At 68.7% G+C, this 17,332-nt stretch carries 19 protein-coding genes; 2 read left to right on the top strand and 17 right to left on the bottom strand.

The features are described from left to right. Positions 1–14: 14 nt before the first annotated feature. From ABTW65_RS16030 to rpsB, 5 genes are all read right to left on the bottom strand, one after another. Positions 15–908, bottom strand: coding sequence for a phosphatidate cytidylyltransferase (locus ABTW65_RS16030; protein ID WP_350661713.1), 894 nt, complete (start codon positions 906–908; stop codon positions 15–17). Positions 909–1,084: 176 nt separating this feature from the next. After that, on the bottom strand, positions 1,085–1,639 hold the full coding sequence (frr, locus tag ABTW65_RS16035; RefSeq protein ID WP_350661936.1) for a ribosome recycling factor: 555 nt from the start codon (positions 1,637–1,639) through the stop codon (positions 1,085–1,087). A gap of 62 nt (positions 1,640–1,701) precedes the next feature. Next, positions 1,702–2,415 carry a UMP kinase gene (gene pyrH / locus ABTW65_RS16040; RefSeq protein ID WP_350661715.1) on the bottom strand — a complete coding sequence of 238 codons (714 nt, stop codon included), beginning with the start codon at positions 2,413–2,415 and terminating at the stop codon, positions 1,702–1,704. A gap of 168 nt (positions 2,416–2,583) precedes the next feature. After that, entirely contained in the window at positions 2,584–3,393 is an 810-nt protein-coding gene (gene tsf, locus ABTW65_RS16045) for a translation elongation factor Ts (protein ID WP_350661717.1), read from the bottom strand. A 48-nt stretch (positions 3,394–3,441) separates the two neighbouring features. Further along, positions 3,442–4,371 (bottom strand): 30S ribosomal protein S2, encoded by a 930-nt coding sequence (gene rpsB, locus ABTW65_RS16050; protein ID WP_350661719.1) that lies wholly within the window; start codon positions 4,369–4,371, stop codon positions 3,442–3,444. Positions 4,372–4,793: 422 nt separating this feature from the next. On the opposite strand from rpsB, the gene ABTW65_RS16055 reads away from it, so the two are divergent. Beyond that, positions 4,794–5,417: a peptidoglycan DD-metalloendopeptidase family protein gene (locus ABTW65_RS16055; RefSeq protein ID WP_350661721.1), complete on the top strand. Its 624-nt coding sequence runs from the start codon at positions 4,794–4,796 to the stop codon at positions 5,415–5,417. A 169-nt stretch (positions 5,418–5,586) separates the two neighbouring features. On the opposite strand, the gene ABTW65_RS16060 is transcribed toward ABTW65_RS16055, so the two are convergent. The 8 genes from ABTW65_RS16060 to rplS form a co-directional block, all read right to left on the bottom strand. After that, complete coding sequence (locus tag ABTW65_RS16060) at positions 5,587–6,549, bottom strand: tyrosine recombinase XerC (RefSeq protein WP_350661723.1); 963 nt, start codon at positions 6,547–6,549, stop codon at positions 5,587–5,589. 29 nt (positions 6,550–6,578) lie between these two features. Next, entirely contained in the window at positions 6,579–7,751 is a 1,173-nt protein-coding gene (dprA, locus tag ABTW65_RS16065) for a DNA-processing protein DprA (protein ID WP_350661726.1), read from the bottom strand. Further along, the gene (locus ABTW65_RS16070; protein ID WP_350661728.1) at positions 7,748–9,331 is read right to left on the bottom strand and encodes a YifB family Mg chelatase-like AAA ATPase; all 1,584 of its coding nucleotides are present in this window, start codon (positions 9,329–9,331) and stop codon (positions 7,748–7,750) included. The genes dprA and ABTW65_RS16070 overlap by 4 nt, the downstream gene beginning before the upstream one ends. Further along, positions 9,331–9,696: a YraN family protein gene (locus tag ABTW65_RS16075; RefSeq protein WP_350661730.1), complete on the bottom strand. Its 366-nt coding sequence runs from the start codon at positions 9,694–9,696 to the stop codon at positions 9,331–9,333. Before ABTW65_RS16075 ends, ABTW65_RS16070 begins: the two co-directional genes overlap by 1 nt. Positions 9,697–9,835: 139 nt before the next feature. Further along, positions 9,836–10,144, bottom strand: coding sequence for a DUF2469 domain-containing protein (locus ABTW65_RS16080; protein WP_045550889.1), 309 nt, complete (start codon positions 10,142–10,144; stop codon positions 9,836–9,838). Between the two features lie 83 nt (positions 10,145–10,227). Then, the gene (rnhB, locus tag ABTW65_RS16085; protein ID WP_350661732.1) at positions 10,228–10,920 is read right to left on the bottom strand and encodes a ribonuclease HII; all 693 of its coding nucleotides are present in this window, start codon (positions 10,918–10,920) and stop codon (positions 10,228–10,230) included. Continuing rightward, on the bottom strand, positions 10,917–11,819 hold the full coding sequence (lepB, locus tag ABTW65_RS16090; protein ID WP_350661734.1) for a signal peptidase I: 903 nt from the start codon (positions 11,817–11,819) through the stop codon (positions 10,917–10,919). The genes rnhB and lepB overlap by 4 nt, the downstream gene beginning before the upstream one ends. A 63-nt stretch (positions 11,820–11,882) precedes the next feature. Next, positions 11,883–12,233: a 50S ribosomal protein L19 gene (rplS, locus tag ABTW65_RS16095; RefSeq protein WP_350661736.1), complete on the bottom strand. Its 351-nt coding sequence runs from the start codon at positions 12,231–12,233 to the stop codon at positions 11,883–11,885. A gap of 258 nt (positions 12,234–12,491) precedes the next feature. Here rplS and ABTW65_RS16100 point away from each other — a divergent pair, with 258 nt between their 5' ends. Beyond that, positions 12,492–13,703, top strand: a complete 1,212-nt coding sequence (locus tag ABTW65_RS16100; protein ID WP_350661738.1) for a Fic family protein — start codon at positions 12,492–12,494, stop codon at positions 13,701–13,703. Positions 13,704–13,761: 58 nt separating this feature from the next. Here the strand turns inward: ABTW65_RS16100 and ABTW65_RS16105 are convergent, their stop codons facing one another. From ABTW65_RS16105 to ABTW65_RS16120, 4 genes are all read right to left on the bottom strand, one after another. Next, the gene (locus tag ABTW65_RS16105; RefSeq protein WP_350661741.1) at positions 13,762–15,021 is read right to left on the bottom strand and encodes an ammonium transporter; all 1,260 of its coding nucleotides are present in this window, start codon (positions 15,019–15,021) and stop codon (positions 13,762–13,764) included. Positions 15,022–15,154: 133 nt separating this feature from the next. Further along, complete coding sequence (gene trmD / locus ABTW65_RS16110) at positions 15,155–16,312, bottom strand: tRNA (guanosine(37)-N1)-methyltransferase TrmD (RefSeq protein ID WP_350661743.1); 1,158 nt, start codon at positions 16,310–16,312, stop codon at positions 15,155–15,157. Beyond that, complete coding sequence (gene rimM, locus ABTW65_RS16115; protein WP_350661745.1) at positions 16,309–16,869, bottom strand: ribosome maturation factor RimM; 561 nt, start codon at positions 16,867–16,869, stop codon at positions 16,309–16,311. Before rimM ends, trmD begins: the two co-directional genes overlap by 4 nt. A gap of 218 nt (positions 16,870–17,087) precedes the next feature. After that, entirely contained in the window at positions 17,088–17,330 is a 243-nt protein-coding gene (locus ABTW65_RS16120; protein WP_008363327.1) for an RNA-binding protein, read from the bottom strand. Positions 17,331–17,332 lie beyond the last annotated feature (2 nt).

Here is a 17,332-nt window from a genome sequence, read left to right on the forward strand (position 1 = left end):
CAGGATGAAACCGCTCAGAAGACGGCGTAGTGGAGGATCAGCCAGACCGGGGCGACGGTCGCCAGGAGCGAGTCGAGGCGGTCCATGAGGCCGCCGTGGCCGGGGATGATCTGGCTCATGTCCTTGATGCCGAGGTCGCGCTTGATGACCGACTCGACCAGGTCGCCGAGGACGGCCATCACACAGGCGACCACGCCGAGCGCGACACCGACCCACCAGGCTCCGTCGAGCAGCCATACGACCAGGCCGACGCCGGTGGCGACCGTGAAGACCACCGAGCCCGCGAAGCCCTCCCACGACTTCTTCGGGGAGATCACCGGCGCCATCGGGTGCTTGCCGAAGAGGACACCGGCCACGTAGCCGCCGATGTCGGACATGATCGTGAGCAGGACCCAGACGATGATGCCGCGTACGCCGTCATCCGAGAGGCCGCCCGAGGTCCAGCCGCCGCCCTCGCCAAGCATGAGTGCGACGAACGAGCCGAGGAACGGCAGGTAGAACAGGGTGAGGACGGCGGCAGCCGACGTGCGTACGTAGCCGTCGACCCCACGCCGCAGCACCCACAGCATGATCACCAGCGCGGTCACCGCGGTGGCCGTCACCAGCGCGTCTGAGCCCAGGAAGTAGGCGACCAGGACCATCACCGTGCCGCCGATCATCAGCGGCTGCTCGGGGACGTCCATGTCCTTGGCCATCAGGCCCCGGTGGAGCTCCCAGGTCGCGGCGACGACCGCAGCGACGACGATCAGCATGAACGCCGTCTTCACGAACATCAGGCTCAGCGCGATCGCGACCAGGAGGACGACGGCCGAGCCGATCGCTGCGGGGAGGTTGCGGCCGGCGCGGCCGTAGTCCTTCTTCGGCGGCTCGGAAGCTGACGAAGAAGGAGACGGCGGCGTCTGGCTCACAAGTGATTCCTTCATGCTCTGGTCTTTCTTCTGGATCCTGGCCGCGGCGCTTGTGGGGCTCGACTGCATCGCTGGCTGGATCTCGACACGCGGTCACGCCTTCGCGAGCTCAGGCGTGCGCTCGCTCGATCTTTTCGCGTTGTGACCCTGCTCGCTTCGCTCGCAGGGTCACAGGCTCAAACCTCGAGCAGCTCGGCTTCCTTGGACTTGAGCAGCTCGTCGATCGCGTCGGTGTGCTTCTTGGTCATGCTGTCGAGGCGCTTCTCGGCACCGGTGACGTCGTCCTTGCTGGCCTCGCCGTCCTTCTCGAGCTTCTCGAGGTTCTGCTTGGCCTTCTGGCGCACCTGGCGCACCGAGACGCGACCCTGCTCGGCCTTCTCCTTGGCGAGCTTGATGTATTCCTTGCGGCGCTCCTCGGTGAGCTCGGGGAAGACCGCACGCAGGATCTTGCCGTCGTTGGACGGGTTGACACCGAGGTCGGAGTCGCGGATCGCCTTCTCGACGTTGGCCATCGCGCCGATGTCGAAGGGGGCGATGTTGATGATCCGCGGCTCGGGGCTGGTGAACGAGGCGAGCTGCTGGATCGGCGTCGGAGTGCCGTAGTAGTCGACCAGGATCTTGCTGAACATCTGCGGAGTGGCGCGGCCAGCACGGATGGTGGAGAAGTCCTCACGCGTGGAGTCCACCGACTTCACCATCTTGCTGTCGGCCTCGTTGAGGATGTCGTTGATCACCGGATGCTCCTGTGCGCTCGTAAGTGTTGTGTTGTGGGTGGCGTATGGGCTCGTGCCGCTCAGCCAGCGGTCACGAGCGTACCGATCTTCTCACCCTGGACGATCCGGTAGACCGCCCCCTCGTCCTCCGCGCCGTAGACCACGATGGGCATCTTGTTCTCCATGCAGAGGGCGAACGCGGTGGCGTCGGCGATCTTGAGCTGCTTCTGCAGCGCCTCGCCGAAAGTGATCTCATCGTACTTAGTCGCCGTCGGGTCCTTCTTCGGGTCGGCGGTGTAGATCCCGTCGACGCCGTTCTTGGCCATCAGAACGACCTCGGCGTGGACCTCGAGGGCGCGCTGCGCGGCGACGGTGTCGGTGGAGAAGTAGGGCATGCCGGAGCCGGCGCCGAAGATCACGACACGGCCCTTCTCGAGGTGACGCATCGCCTTGCGCGGGATGTAGGGCTCGGCGACCTGGCCCATCGTGATCGCGGTCTGCACCCGGGTGTCGACGCCTTCCTTCTCGAGGAAGTCCTGCAGCGCGAGGCAGTTCATGACGGTGCCGAGCATGCCCATGTAGTCGGCACGGGACCGGTCCATGCCGGCCAGCTGGAGCTCGGCGCCGCGGAAGAAGTTGCCACCGCCGACGACGATCGCGATCTGCACGCCGGAGGAGGCGACAGCGGAGATCTCCTTGGCGATCGAGGCGACCACGATGGGGTCGACACCGACCTCGCCACCGCCGAAGTTCTCTCCGGACAGCTTGATCAGGATGCGCTGGTAGCGGGTCATGCCGTGGCCTTTCCTGGGGCGACGTCTTGCGGGGTGGTGCATGTGGGGATGGCGTACGAAAGGGCCGGTCCGATGATCACCATTCGGTTCATCGGACCGGCCCCTTTCGTCGTACGTTGTTGCTCAACCTAACCGATCACGCGCTGTTCGCGCGGAATCAGGCTCGGCTCAGGCGCCGACGTCGAAGCGGGCGAACTGCTTCACCTGCGTGTTGGCGGCGTCGAGGACCTGCTTGACGGACTTCTTCGACTCGAAGACCGACTCCTGGTCGAGCAGGACGATCTCCTTGAAGAACGCCTTGATCCGACCCTCGACGATCTTGGCGACGGCAGCCTCGGGCTTGCCCTCCTCGAGCGTCTTCTTGGTGAGGACGTCCTTCTCGGCGTCGACCACGTCGGCCGGCACCTCGTCGGAGGTGAGGTACTGCGCCTTGAGCGCGGCAGCCTGCTGGGCGGCCTGCTTCGCGGCCGCCTCGTCACCCTCGTAGGCGACCATGACGCCGAGGCTCGGCGGCAGGTCGGAGGCCTTCTTGTGCAGGTAGACCGTGGTCTCACCCTCGAAGTAGGCAACCTGGCCGAGCTCGATCTTCTCGCCGATGGTGCGGGCGAGCTCCTCGACGGTCTCGCCGACGGTCTTGTCGCCGAGCGAGATGGCCTTGAGGGTCTCGAGGTCGTTGGCCTTGTTGGCGTCGGCAGCCTCGGCGATCTGCTGGGCAGCAGCGACGAAGCCCTCGTTCTTGGCAACGAAGTCGGTCTCCGAGAGGAGGCTGACCAGGGCGTTGCCGGACGCGGCGACGAGGCCGGCCGAGGTGGTGCGCTCCGCGGCGCGGGCGGCGGCCTTGGCCGTGCCCTTGACGCGAAGGATCTCGACAGCCTTGTCGAAGTTGCCGTCAGCCTCGTCGAGCGCCTTCTTGCAGTCCATCATGCCGGCCTGGGTCAGCTCACGGAGCTTCTTGACGTCGGCAGCGGTGTAAGCCATGTGTGTCTTCCTCTGACTGTTAAGTGGCTCTTGGGTGGACGATGAGGCTCAGGCCTCGGCCGGGGCCTCGGGGGTCTCGGCGGGGGTCTCCTCGGCCGGAGCCTCGGTGGTCTCAGCAGCCTCGGCGGCGGGGGTCTCCTCAGCCGGGGTCTCCTCGGCGGGGCTCGCCTCGGCGGGGGTCTCCTCGGCCTTGGCCTCCTCGGCAGCCGGGGTCGCCAGGAGCTCGCGCTCCCACTCGGCCAGCGGCTCGTCGGCGGTGGCGCCCTCGGTGCCCTCGGTCTTGCCACCGGAGCGGGCGATGAGGCCCTCGGCGACAGCGTCGGCGACCACGCGGGTCAGCAGGCCGACCGCGCGGATGGCGTCGTCGTTGCCCGGGATCGGGAAGTCGACCTCGTCGGGGTCGCAGTTGGTGTCCAGGATGCCGACGATCGGGATCCTGAGCTTGCGCGCCTCCTCGACAGCGAGGTGCTCCTTCTTGGTGTCGACGATCCAGACGGCGGACGGGGTGCGACCCATCTCGCGGATGCCGCCCAGGGTCTTCTCGAGCTTGTCGCGCTCCCGCTTCATCTGCAGGAGCTCCTTCTTCGTGCGACCCGAGCCGGCGACGTCGTCGAAGTTGACCTCGTCGAGCTCCTTGAGGCGGTTGATCCGCTGGTGCACGGTCTGGAAGTTGGTGAGCATGCCGCCCAGCCAGCGCTGGTTGACGTAGGGCATCCCGACGCGCGTCGCCTGCTCGGCGATGGCCTCCTGGGCCTGCTTCTTGGTGCCCACGAACATGATCGTGCCGCCCTTGGCCACAGTCTCCTTGATGAAGGCGAAGCTGCGGTCGATGTAGGCCAGCGACTGCTGCAGGTCGATGATGTAGATGCCGTTGCGGTCCGTGAGGATGAACCGCTTCATCTTCGGGTTCCAGCGACGGGTCTGGTGTCCGAAGTGGACGCCGCTCTCGAGGAGCTGGCGCATGGTCACGACTGCCATGATGTTTTTTCTCCTAGGTGTTGGCCCGCGTGTGCACCGCTGGTGGCGCGACCTTGCGTTTCTCGAGGTCGGGCGGGTGTTGGCGCGCGCCGGTCGGTTTTCAGTTTCGCGCCCATCGGTGGTGATGGGCCCTGACGCCTGCACGCGGTCCGACCTGAGCGTTCTGCTCGGGACTGAGGGCCGCGCCCGCGGGCGACCGGCGTCTCGGAGCGAGGCACCGTCGCGGTCTGCTGGCGTGCGAAGTCAGCCCACAAGGGGCTGCCGGTCCAAGACTAGCCGCCGACCGGGGTCTCGGGCCAATCCTCCGTGACCTGCTCCGGCGCGGGCCGATCAGTGTCCACAGGGGTGTCTCAGGACGGGGTTATCCACAGGACGTACGCCGCTCGTTGTGCGGGTTCTCCATCCGGGGTTGTCTGCTCGTCATGACCTCGTACCGCCTCTCCGACCGGGCCCGCGCCCTCGTCGCGGCCCTATTCCTCGTCGTCCTCATCGCCCCAGCAAGCCCAGCACTCGGAACGCCACGTGCCGAGGTGGCGCCGTTCGGCGCCTCGCTGGGTGGGGCTGTGGGTCACGACGAGGGTCCGAGTCCGGTCGGAGGGGCGGACGAGGTCCCCCAGGGCGAATGGCCGCTGGCACCACAGCCGGAGGTCGTACGCCGCTTCGACCCGCCAGATGCTCCGTGGGGTGCGGGTCATCGCGGCGTGGACCTGGCCGGGTCGCCCGGCACCGTCGTTCGGGCCGCGATGGCCGGGACGGTCGCATTCGTCGGAGTGATCGCCGGCAAGGCGGTGGTGAGCGTCGACCACGGCGCCACGCGGACCACCTATGAGCCGGTCGCGGCCACCGTGGCCGTCGGCGATCCGGTGGCAGCCGGAGCCCCGCTGGGTCGGCTCGGCATCGCCGGCTCCCATTGCTTCCCGGCCGCCTGCCTGCACTGGGGCTGGATCCGCAACGCGGACGATGTCTACCTCGAACCCCTGCTGCTCGTTGACGCACCGCAGCCGGTCCGGCTCCTCCCCCTCTGGCGCGGCGACCCGGTCCGATAGGCCGAATCGGCAGTTGTGGCGGGCCGAAACTGTAGTTGTGGGCGACGAAACTCGACTTTCGTCGCCCACAACTCACGTCTCGACCGGCCACAACTACACACTCGACCGACGCGAGTGACGCCTCGGCCGACGCTGCTGACATCTCGGCCGACGGGGACGCCTCGGCGGGTCAGGCGCGGGGGTGGGCCTGGCGGTAGGCCTTGCGGAGCCGGTCGCTGCTGACGTGGGTGTAGATCTGGGTGGTGGCCAGGCTGGCGTGACCGAGGAGTTCTTGGACCGAGCGCAGGTCGGCGCCACCTTCGAGGAGGTGGGTGGCGGTGCTGTGGCGCAGTCCGTGGGGACCGAGGTCGGGGGCACCGGGGACGTCGGCGAGGCGGCGGTGGACGAGGGTGCGTACGGCGCGCTGATCGAGCCGGCCGCCGCGGGCGCCGAGAAATAGGGCCGGACCGGAGGACTCGGTGACCAACTGCGGGCGGCCACGGACGACCCAACGGTCGAGCGCCCGCACCGCGGGGCCGCCGAAGGGCACCATCCGCTCCTTGCGCCCCTTGCCGAGGACCCGGATCACCCGGCGCTCGTAGTCGACATCGTCCAGATCGAGGCCGACGAGCTCGCCGACCCGGGCGCCGGTCGCGTAGAGCATCTCCAGGACGGCGATGTCACGCATGCCGACCGGCGTACCGTCCTCGGCCGCGGTGATGGCGGCGGCGATGAGGGACTCGACCTCGTCGGGGCGCAGTACGGGCGGAAGCGTCCGGTGGGCCTTGGGCGAGCCGAGCGCGGCGCCGGCGTCGACCTGGGCCCGGCCGGTCCGGACCAGCCATCCGCAGAAGACCCGGGCCGCGGTGGCCCTCCGGGCCAGGGTCGTACGTGAGTGGCCGGTCGTCTGCTGCTTGGCCAGCCAGCTGCGCAGCGTGCGCAGGTCGATCGCCTCCGGCTCGGTGCGGCCCATGCGGCCGGCGTGGTCGAGCAGGCTGCGGATGTCGCCCAGGTAGGCCCGGACCGTGTGGTCGGAGAGTCCGCGCTCGGCGCTGAGGTGTCGCTCGTAGTCCCCGAGCAGCGCGGCGTAGACCTCGGGAAGCTCCGCTTCCGCGGACTTGCCCTCCGGGTCCCCCTCTGGATCAGCGCTCACCCGAGCCAGGATAGGTCTTGCCCTCGGCCTCAGGTGCGAGCCGCGCCTGGGGCCAGCTGCCAGCCGTCGGGGAACCGCTCGGCGAGACCGAGCGCCTCAAGTCGCGACAGCGCGGTGCCGGCCGTCTTCGGGTGCAGGCAGGCCGACCTCGCGATGGCGAGCTGTGAGGAGGGACTGCTCACCGGGACCGCGTCGAGGACCTGCTTCTCGGTGGAGGTGAGCGAGTCGCGGCGGCGTACGGGGCCTCGGGGCTCCTCGGGGACGGCCTCGCCCATGTCGCCGACGAGCTCGCGTACGTCCAGACCGTCGGTCACCAGGACGCCTTTGCCGCTGCGTACGAGCTCGTGGGTGCCGACCGAGGTCATCGCGCCCACCTGACCCGGCACCGCCATCACGGGTGTGTTGATGCTGTAGGCCCAGTGGGAGGTGTTGAGGGAGCCGCTGCGCGCCGCCGCCTCGACGACCACGGTGCCCCGGGCGAGGGCGGCGATGATCCGGTTGCGGGAGAGGAATCGATAGCGGGTGACCGGGAACCCGGGCGCGATCTCGGAGATCACCGCTCCGCTCTCGGCGATCGCGTCGAGCAGGCGCCGGTTGCGCAGCGGGTAGGGGACGTCGACACCACCCGCGAGCACGGCCACGGTGCTCCCCGGCGGTCCGGTGAGTGCGCCACGGTGTGCGGCCGCGTCGATGCCGACCGCTGCCCCGGAGACCGTCACGAAGTCGTTGACCGCGAGGTCCGCCGCGATCCGCGCGGCGGCGTCGGCTCCGTAGGCAGTCGCATCCCTGGAGCCGACGATGGCGACCGACCGGTCGAGGTCGCTGAGCAGGAGCGGTCCTCGTACCCACAGGCCGAGTGGGGTGCCGGTGCGGTATTGAAGAGGCTCTTGACCGGCGAGCCGCTCGACCTGAGTGGGCCACTCCTCGTCGCCTGGGATGACGTAGCGGAACCCGGCATTGGTCGCCCGCTCCAGGTCGCGGTCGGGGTGGATCTGGGCCAGCCGCAATCTCGCTTCGAGCCCGTCCTCGCCGAGATCGGGATCCTCCTCGGCGAAGCGTCGGTAGACCTCGGTCGCGGTGGATCCGACCATGCAGGTGTCGAGCAATGGGGTGCCGGGCTCGATCAGCTGGGTCAGCGCGATCCGGGCCAGGCGCTCGCGCTCGAGGTCGGTGAAGGACGGAGCGACGGGCGCCGCGGTCATGCCGACCTCCCCTCGAAGGCTGACACGGTGAGCGAGCCGCCGTTGCGCAGCGCGAGTGCCGTCTCGGTCTCGGTGACTCCCGGCCAGTCGACCCCGGCGAGGTCGGCCACGGTCCAGGCGAGGCGGTGCACGCGCACCGCGCCACGACGGGTCAGGGCACCGGAGAAGATGCGTGAGTCGATGAGCGCCTCGGCCGAAGGCGGCAGCGGCCAATTGTCGCGCAGTGCGATCCCGCTGGCCTGCCCGTTGAGCCGCCACCCGAAGTCGGCGTAGCGCTCACGTTGGCGGCGCCTGGCCGCCGTGACCCGTTCGCGGATGTCGGCGCTGGTCTCCGAGCCCCACGGATCATGGTTCTGCTCGGACATCGGCCGCAGCGTGCGGATGATGTCGATGCGGTCGGTGATCGGTCCGGAGACCTTTCGCTCGTAGGACTGGCGCTCGTTGGACCGGCAGATGCAGCCGTCCTTGGTGATCGAGGCGTCGAAGTTGCCACACGGACACGGGTTGGCGGCGAGCACGACGAGGGCGCGCGCCGGAAGCGTCACCGACTCCTCACCGCGCGACACCGTGATGTCGCCGCTCTCCAGCGGCTCGCGCAGACACTCGATGACGTCGCTCTTGAACAACGGGAACTCGTCGAGGAAGAGCACGCCGGCGTGGGACAGTGAGACCTGGCCCGGGCGGACCCGGCCGGTGCCACCGCCGACGATGCCGGGTTTGGAGGCGTCGTGGTGTGGGGCCGCGAACGGCGGGCGGGTCAGCAGCCCTCGGTCGACGTCGAGCACCCCGGCGAGCGACTGCACCGCCATCACCTCCAGTGACTCCTCGCGGGAGAGATCGGGCAGGATCGTGGGGATCCGCTCGGCGATCGAGGTCTTCCCGCAGCCCTTGGGTCCCTTGAGCAGCAGGTGGTGTCCACCGGCGGCCGCGACCTCGACCGCGTAGCGGGTCTCGGGCATGCCGCGAAGGTCGGACATGTCCATGTCGTCGAGCCTGCGGTCACCCCGCCAGCCGAGCAGGCTGCCGCCGGTGCCGGTCGCGACCGGCGGCGCGTCTGGCACCGGCTCGCCGCGCAGCTCGGCGACCACCTGGCCCAGCGACCGGAACCCGAGGATCTCCATCCCGGGCACCATCCGCGCCTCGGCCACCTGCGGCTCCGGCACCACCACTCGAGCGATCCCTGCGTGGGAGGCGGCGAGCACCATCGGGAGCACACCGGAGGTCGGCCGCAGCCCACCGTCGAGCGCCAGCTCCCCGATGAAGACCGTGCGCTCCAGCCCAATCGTCTCGAGCTCGCCACCGGCCGCGAGGATCGCCAACGCCATCGCGAGGTCGTAGTGCGAGCCGCCCTTCCGCAGGTCGGCCGGCGAGAGCAGCACCGTGATCCTCTTGGTCGCGGGCCACTCGAGGTCTGAGTTGATGATCGCCATCCGGACCCGGTCGCGCCCCTCGGCCAGCACGCTGTCGGCACGGCCGACCAGCGTCACCCCCACCAGACCGGGCGAGACGTCGGCCTGCACGTCGACCAGGTGGCCGACCGCGCCCCGAAGGGCGACGCCATGAGCTCGCGCGTATCCCATCACAGGCCCCTGACGTGCTCGACCAGCGCCGAGCCGCGGGGCGCGTGCATCACCGCGACCAGGTCGATCCGGATCCCCGGAGCGCGCACGTCGTGCTGCTGCAGCCAGGCGATCGCCAGCCGCTTCAGCCGGTCGAGCTTGGTCTTGTCGACCGCCTCGTGCGGAGTGCCGCACCCGTCGTGGCTCCGGGTCTTCACCTCACAGACGACGAGGGTGTCGCCCTCGCGCAGGACCAGGTCGATCTCCCCGTCAGCACATCGCCAGTTGCGGTCGAGCACGGTCATGCCCGCCTCGACCAGATGCCTCTCGGCGACCGATTCGCCGTAGTTTCCCAGCGCGATCCGCGCCGGCGCCGTTGAACTCATCATGGACCTCCTGCCCTTCGGCTTCGAGGTCCAGACTCATCGCGAGCACCGACAATCCGGGCCGGTTCCGGGACGCCTGGGGATAACCCCGGATCGAGATCGCCCTGTGGACAGCAACTGGCCCGAGATCAGCCGGCCGTCAGTCCAGCGGTTGGTCGATGTCGGTCGGGTTGAGCGTCTCGACGTTGACGTCCTTGAACGTGAGCACCTTGACCGCCTTCGCGAACCGGGCCGGCCGATACATGTCCCACACCCAGACGTCGTTCATCGACACCTCGAAGTAGACGTCCCCCGAGTCCGTACGTGCTCGCACGTCGACCTGGTTGCACAGATAGAAGCGGCGGTCGGTCTCGACGACGTACTTGAAGATGCCGACCACGTCGCGATACTCGCGGTAGAGGGTCAGCTCCATCTCGGTCTCGTACTTCTCGAGATCCTCCGCGCTCATGCCGCCGCCTCCGTAGAGGAAAGCGAAGAATACGGACGCGGCGGCCTGAGGTCATTGGTCGCTCGCTGGCGCTCGCTCATGTCCTAAGACTCTAGAGCCAACACAGGCGAAGAGCCGGGAAGACTCCACGAGCGGCGGTGATATGCCGACGGTCCCAGGCGCTCCAGCGCGGCGATGTGGGCGGGCGCGGAATAGCCCTTGTTGTCGGCCCACGCGTAGTCGGGATACTCGTCGTGGAGCGCGACCATCAGCGCGTCGCGCGAGGTCTTCGCCAGGATCGAGGCGGCGGCGACGGCGGCACACTTCATGTCAGCCTTGATCATCGTCGTCACCGGCGGCACCTCGACCTCCTCCACCATCTCGGAGACCTCACCGAAGAGCCCCTCCTGCACCGGCGGGGTCAGATAGTTGTGGTTGCCGTCGAGCAGCAGCGCGTCGGGACGTACGTCCAAAGCACTCAACGCTCGCTGACCGGCCAGCCGCATCGCGGCCATGATCCCGACCTCGTCGATCTCGGATGCCAGGGCGTGCCCGACGGCGGAGTCGACGGCCCAGCGGCGCACCTTCGGCGCGAGCATCTCGCGAGCCTCGGGCGTGAGCAGCTTGGAGTCGCGTACGCCCTGGGGTGCCGTGCGGGTCGCCTCGGTGATCACCACGATCCCGATCGAAACCGGCCCGCAGAGCGCGCCGCGCCCCACCTCGTCGACCGCACCGAGATGCGTGACGCCGTCGCGCAGCATGGACCGCTCGACTCGCAGGGTTGGCGCAATGCTCACTGTGACGGCACGTCCTCGAAGCTCTCGGGCCGGTGGATCCACTTCGCCCGGTCCAGCGGCCAGCCCAGCGCGACGACCTTGCCGACCACGTTGTCCTCCGGTACCCAGGGCACCAGCGCGCAGTCGGTCTCGTTGGCCGTGCACATGTGCACGGTCGAGTCGGCCGAGTTGGCCCGGTTGTCGCCCATCACGAACAGCGAACCCTCGGGCACCGGACCGGCCTCCCAGTGGCGGTTGCCGGGCATCGGCCCGAAGCACTCGCCCTCCTTGTTGGGGCGGCCGCACTTGGTCTGGGAGGGCCGAGCGTACGGCTCCTCGATCGGGACGCCGTTGACGATCAGCCGGCCCTGCTTGTCGCAGCACTCGATGACGTCGCCGGGGACCCCGATGACACGCTTCACCAGGTGGCCGCCCTCGGGGTAGAGACCGATGACCGCGAGCGTCTTGCCGAGAATGTTGCTGGGGCCTGCCGACTCGTCGACACCGAGCCAGGAGCCCGGGTCGGAGAAGACCACGACGTCGCCGCGCTGTGGCGTGCCCGAGAGCCAGTAGGACGGCTTCTCCACCAGCACCCGGTCGTCGGTCGCCACCGATGGGCCGCCCTGAAGCCCGGGCTCCATGGACTCCGAGGGGATGTAGAAGGCCTGCACGAAGAGAGCCTTCACGACGATCGCGACCAGCACGGCCAGCACGACCAGGACGATGCCCTCCTGCCAGGCCGAGAGGCGTGGCTTGTGTTCCTCCTCGCGGCGCGGGGGTTTGGCCGGGCCCTGCCGCTCAGAGGCCCAGCGCGGGGCCTGAGGCGAAGACGAGAACGACCGCGATCCCCCCATATCGGGCCCGTCCCAGCGGGCCTGGGGCCCGACGCCGACGGAAGGATCGCGGTCGTTCGAAGTCACGCGGTGAGTCTAGAGACTCCCTCCACAACGAGCCTCATCGACTCGCTACGGTTCAGGGGCCTCTCAGGCTTCGCGGCGCTCCTTGATCTTCGCCTTCTTGCCGCGCAGGTTGCGCAGGTAGTAGAGCTTCGCGCGACGGACGTCACCGCGGGTGACGACCTCGATCTGCTCGAAGATCGGGGAGTGCAGCGGGAAGGTGCGCTCGACACCCACGCCGAAGGAGACCTTGCGGACGGTGAAGGTGCGGCCGATGCCGGAACCGTGGACGCGGATCACGACGCCCTGGAAGACCTGGACGCGGGACCGGTTGCCCTCGACGACCTTGACGTGCACCTTGACGGTGTCACCGGCTCGGAACTCCGGCAGGTCGTCGCGCTTGGCGACATTGCCGACCTCAGCAAGTACGTTGCTCATCTTTTTCTCCTCACGCTCGCCACAGGCCGATCGCGGTCATCCATGCCCTGGTCAGGGCGATCTTTGGCGGTGGTCCAGCCACGCTGGCCGGCGGCGTACGGTTCCCCCTGTGGCAGGAGCCCGTCGCGACACCTCCGGGTGTCATCTTCGGAGCGTGCTTCGGCCGACTGGACCGGCCCACAAGTCTGCCACAGCGCCAGGGACCGCCGGGAATCGCGACGTAGGCAACGCATCCGCATCCCGTGCAAGGATGCCCCCGTGACCGACACCGACTGGCCACCGCACACCTACGTGACGCGCCCCTACAAGCAGCGGATCCCGCGCGGTCCGCGCGTGGACCGGCTGCTGCGTGAGGTCACGGTCGCGCTGCCACCTCACATCGCCGACCTCGACCTGGCGCTGGAGCGGCCGGTGGCGGCGATGACGACCGCCAGCGCGGGCGCGCTACGTCACCTCGACCTGGTCCACGGCCGGACGATGGACGGGCTCAACCACCTGCAGCTGCGTACCGAGGCGATCGACTCCTCCAAGATCGAGCAGGTGGAGGCGAGCCTGGCCGACTACGGTCGAGCCCTGCTCGGCATCGGTGCCAACTCCTCGGCGATCTCGATGGCCTCCGCGACCCAGGCGATGCAGCGCCTGATCAGCGAGGCAGACACGACCCGCAAGATCACCTCCGACGCGATCCTGCGCGCACACCGTGACCTGTTCGTACGCCACCCCGACGAGGCGGCCAACGCCGGCCGGTTCCGCGTCGTACAGAACTGGGTCGGGGGCTCCGACTACGCGCCCCGCGACACCCTCCACGTGCCACCGCCACCGGAGACGGTCGTCGAATACATCGAGGACCTGGTCGCCTTCGCGAACCGCGACGACCTCTCCCCCATCGCGCAGGCCGCGATCGTGCACGCGCAGTTCGAGTCGATCCACCCCTTCATCGACGGCAACGGCCGGATCGGGCGGGCACTCATCCACGCTGTGCTCCGGCGGCGCCGCGCCTCGCGCCACCTGGCCGTACCGATCGCCTCGGCGCTCGTCGCCCACCGCGACCGCTACTTCTCCGCCCTCAACGACTACCGGGCCGGCACCGCGTCCACGATCATCGCCATGCTCGCCGCCTCGACGACGATCGCGACGACGGAATCGTGGAAGACGGCCGAGACGCTGGAGAGCATCCGGCGCAGCTGGGGCGAGGCGGCCGGCGACCCACGGCCCGGGTCTGCTGCGTACCGTCTTCTCGACCTGCTCACCGAGGAGCCCATCCTCAACGCCGAGCTGGTCACCAAGAACCTCGGGATCGAGGACGCCGCCGAGACGATCGACGGCTTGGAGCGGGCCGGGATCCTCACCCGCGCCAAGCGCACCCGCCGCTCCCCCGTGTGGGTCGCGCCGGCGGTCCTGGCCGAGGTCGAGGACCTCAGCGCGCGCATCCAGCACCAGGCCAGGCAGCTTCCGTACGGTCCGCGCTGAGGTACGCCACGAGGCCCGCCCCGGCGAACCGGGACGGGCCTCGTCGAACCTGAAGAGGTCAGCCGACCTCTTGGTAACCGGGCTCGTGGATCGCGAGGTCGATACCGGCGACCTCGTCCTCCTCCTTGGCGCGGAAACCGATCGTCTTCTCGATCGCCATGCCGACCACGTAGGCGACGATGAACGCGAAGGCGATCACGGCGAGCGAGGAGCCGAGCTGCTTGATGAGCTGGTCGAAGCCGCCACCGAAGAAGAGGCCGGTGCCGCCGACCTGGGCGAAGAAGCCGAGGTAGATGCAGCCGATGAAACCGGCGACCAGGTGGATGCCGACGACGTCGAGGGTGTCGTCGAAGCCGAGCTTCCACTTCAGCTCGACGGCGAGGCAGCACACGACGCCGACGAGGAGGCCGAGCAGGATCGCCCAGACCGGGGCGATGTGGGCACAGGCCGGGGTGATCGCGACCAGACCGGCGACGACACCGGAGGCGGCGCCGACGGCGGTGGACTTACCGTCCTTGAACTTCTCCACGATGATCCAGCCGATCAGACCCGCGGCCGGGGCGATCAGGGTGTTGAGGAAGATCAGGGTGGTCTGGCCCTGGGTGGCGCCCGGGACGCCAGTGTTGAAGCCGAACCAGCCGAACCAGAGGATCGCGGTGCCGATCAGGACCAGCGGTACGTTGTGAGCAGCCGTCTCCTCCTTGGAGAAGCCGACCTTGCGCTGACCGAGGACGAGCGCCAGTGCGAGCGCGGCCGCACCGGCAGCCTGGTGGACGATCGTGCCACCGGCCCAGTCGAGCGCGCCCCACTTGCCGATCCAGCCGATGTAGTCGCCGTCGGCGTTGAGGGCCCACACCCAGGCCTGGCCCGGGAAGTAGACGACGGTGGCCCAGATGCCCGCGAAGAGCAGCCACGGCCAGAACTTCGCCCGGTCGGCGATCGAACCCGAGATCAGCGCCACGGTGATGATGGCGAACGAGCCGCCGAAGGCGAGGCCGCCGAAGAAGTTGGTCGACTCCTCGACCGGCGTACCGTCGTCGAACTCGGTGACCAGGTCGCTGAAGGCGCTGGTCAGACCGAAGTCCTGGAACGGGTTGCCGAAGAAGTTCGTGATGCCGGACTCGGAGATGGTTCCGATGCCGCTGAAACCGTAGAGCACCCACAGCAGGGTGATCAGGCCGAGAGAGCCGAAGCTCAACATCATCATCGACACGACACTCTTCGACTTCACGAGGCCGCCGTAGAAGAAGGCAAGACCAGGAGTCATGAAGAGCACGAGTGCCGTACACAGCAGCTGCCATGCAAGATCGGTAGTCATTCGTACCTCATAGGGTCGGGGTTCGGATCGCGTGAGCCGAGCACACGTTTCGCCGGATCCTGTCGAGCCCTCGTTTCGGTAACAAACTCTTTATGTTACAGACACGTAACAGGCCACTGATGTATGTGACTTGTTATCTACTTGCTCGCCTGGGTTTGGTGAGGATCACAGCTCCGGGCGGCGCGTCGAGATCGCGACGAAGCCGGAAACCGGCCTTCTTGTAGATCTTCTGGTTCCGCTCGCTCTTGGCTCCCGTGAAGAGCGAGTAGGTCGTCGCGGTCGCCGGGGCCACAGCCTGGATGTGGTCCAGCAGCTGACGACCGAGACCACGTCCCTGCATGTCGAGGGCGGTCATCAGCCGGCCGATCTCCCACACGTCGCCGTCGAGCCGGGCGCGGACCGAGCCGACCAGCCGCCCGGCGGAGCGCACCACATAGACGTCGTGCGTCTCCAGCGCGCGCATGGTGTCCTCCAGCGACTCGTGCAGCGGCGGGATCGCGACGCCGGGGTTGTCGTGCATCTCCTGCACCCAGCAGGCGAGCTGCAGCGTGTGCAGCTCGGGGACATCGGCGCGTACGGCGGGAAGGATCTCCCACTCCGTGGCTGCCTGGGATGCGTGGAGCAGGTCGGGGCGGCGTACGGAGGTCCGGGCCACCGCCTGGTCGTGGCGCCACTGCGCGATGCGCTTGTGGTCGCCGCTGAGCAGCACCTTCGGGACCTCGAGGTCACGCCAGGAGGCGGGCTTGGTGTAGACCGGGTATTCGAGCAGACCGTCCTCGTGGGACTCCTCCACGAGCGACTCGGCGTTGCCCATGAACCCGGGGAGCAGGCGTACGACGGCCTCCGTGATCGCCATCGCGGCGACCTCTCCCCCGTTGAGGACGTAGTCGCCCAGGGAGATCTCGCGGACCTCGGCACGGGTGGCGGCGTGATCGAGCACGCGCTGGTCGATGCCCTCGTAGCGGCCGAGCAGGAAGACCAGCCTTTCCCGGGTCGACAGGTCACGAGCCAGGGCCTGGGTGAACGGCTCGCCGCTCGGCGTCGTCACGATCACGGTCGCACCGTCGATCGCCAGCTCGTCGAAGGCCTCACCGAACGGCTCCGGCTTCATCACCATCCCGGCACCACCGCCATAAGGCGTGTCATCGACGGTGCGGTGGCGGTCGCGGGTCCAGTCACGTACGTCGTGGACGTGCATCTCGAGCAGCCCCGACTCGATCGCCTTGCCCGGCAGGCTCAGCCGGAGCGGCGCGAGGTAGTCGGGGAAGATGGTGAGGTAGTCGAGCCTCACCGGGCGTCGTCCTCGTCCTCGGCGAACGGCGTGACCAGGCCGGGGCGGTCGGCGATGACGACCTTCCTCTCGGCGAGGTCGACGACCGGCACCAGCGCCTTCACGAACGGCACCAGCGCATCGCGCCGGTCAGGGGTACGGATCGTCAGCAGGTCCTGGGCTCCCCCGTGGACCAGCGCCTTCACCGTGCCCAGCTCGCGGCCCTCCTCGTCGAAGGCGGTCAGGCCGACGAGCTGATGGTCGTAGTACTCATCGGGGTCTTCCGGAGTCTCCTCTGCCGGTACGTCGGCGAAGAGCAGCGTGCCTCGAGCGGCCTCGGCCTCGTTGCGGTCGGTGAGCTCCTCGAAGGCGATCTGGAGCACCTGCCCGTGCCAACGGGCGCCCTCCACGGTCAGCTGCTTGGCGGCGTACGCCGATCCCTTCGGCGGCTGCGCTCGCAGCACCGTGCCCTCGGCGAACCGCCGGTCGGGCTCGTCGGTGCGCACCTCGACGGTCACGAACCCCCGGATGCCATGCGGCTTGCCGATCCGTCCGACCAGCACCTCGATCAACTCCACGAGGTGAGCCTAGAGGGTGGCGTACGTCGGGCCGAACTCCTCACCGCGGACCCAGCCCCGGGCCGTGTAACACGTCGTTCGTAGGACTATCCGGTCGCTCCAATAGGGCGAGTAGTCCTACGAACGACGTGTTACACGGGATCCGCCGCCCGAAAACGTGCAACAGGCGCCACCCCGCAGCGGGGGTGGCGCCTGTTGTGCGTTGGTGCAGCCGGTGCTCAGCGACCGCCGTCGACATCGACGAAGTCGATCCGCGCGCCGCCCTTGCCGGCCAGCGCAGAGATGACCGTACGGAACGCGGTGGCGGTGCGGCCGCCGCGGCCGATCACCTTGCCGAGGTCGTCGGGGTGGACCCGGACCTCGAGGACGGAGCCGCGACGAAGCTGCTTGTCGCGCACACTCACCTCGTCCGGGTTGTCGACGACTCCTCGGACGAGGTGCTCGAGAGCTTCGGCGAGCATGC

Origin of the sequence: Nocardioides sp. NPDC127503, from assembly GCF_040302165.1 — a bacterium.
Taxonomy (GTDB): Bacteria; Actinomycetota; Actinomycetes; order Propionibacteriales; family Nocardioidaceae; genus Nocardioides.

What these genes read in the sequence shown, in the direction of transcription:
- ABTW65_RS16120 (WP_008363327.1), bottom strand. Translation starts at nt 17,330, where the DNA reads ATGCTCGCCGAAGCTCTCGAGCACCTCGTCCGAGGAGTCGTCGACAAC.
- ABTW65_RS16070 (WP_350661728.1), bottom strand. Translation starts at nt 9,331, where the DNA reads ATGGGATACGCGCGAGCTCATGGCGTCGCCCTTCGGGGCGCGGTCGGC.
- tsf (WP_350661717.1), bottom strand. Translation starts at nt 3,393, where the DNA reads ATGGCTTACACCGCTGCCGACGTCAAGAAGCTCCGTGAGCTGACCCAG.
- ABTW65_RS16075 (WP_350661730.1), bottom strand. Translation starts at nt 9,696, where the DNA reads ATGAGTTCAACGGCGCCGGCGCGGATCGCGCTGGGAAACTACGGCGAA.
- ABTW65_RS16055 (WP_350661721.1), top strand. Translation starts at nt 4,794, where the DNA reads ATGACCTCGTACCGCCTCTCCGACCGGGCCCGCGCCCTCGTCGCGGCC.
- dprA (WP_350661726.1), bottom strand. Translation starts at nt 7,751, where the DNA reads ATGACCGCGGCGCCCGTCGCTCCGTCCTTCACCGACCTCGAGCGCGAG.
- rplS (WP_350661736.1), bottom strand. Translation starts at nt 12,233, where the DNA reads ATGAGCAACGTACTTGCTGAGGTCGGCAATGTCGCCAAGCGCGACGAC.
- pyrH (WP_350661715.1), bottom strand. Translation starts at nt 2,415, where the DNA reads ATGACCCGCTACCAGCGCATCCTGATCAAGCTGTCCGGAGAGAACTTC.
- rpsB (WP_350661719.1), bottom strand. Translation starts at nt 4,371, where the DNA reads ATGGCAGTCGTGACCATGCGCCAGCTCCTCGAGAGCGGCGTCCACTTC.
- ABTW65_RS16105 (WP_350661741.1), bottom strand. Translation starts at nt 15,021, where the DNA reads ATGACTACCGATCTTGCATGGCAGCTGCTGTGTACGGCACTCGTGCTC.
- ABTW65_RS16080 (WP_045550889.1), bottom strand. Translation starts at nt 10,144, where the DNA reads ATGAGCGCGGAGGATCTCGAGAAGTACGAGACCGAGATGGAGCTGACC.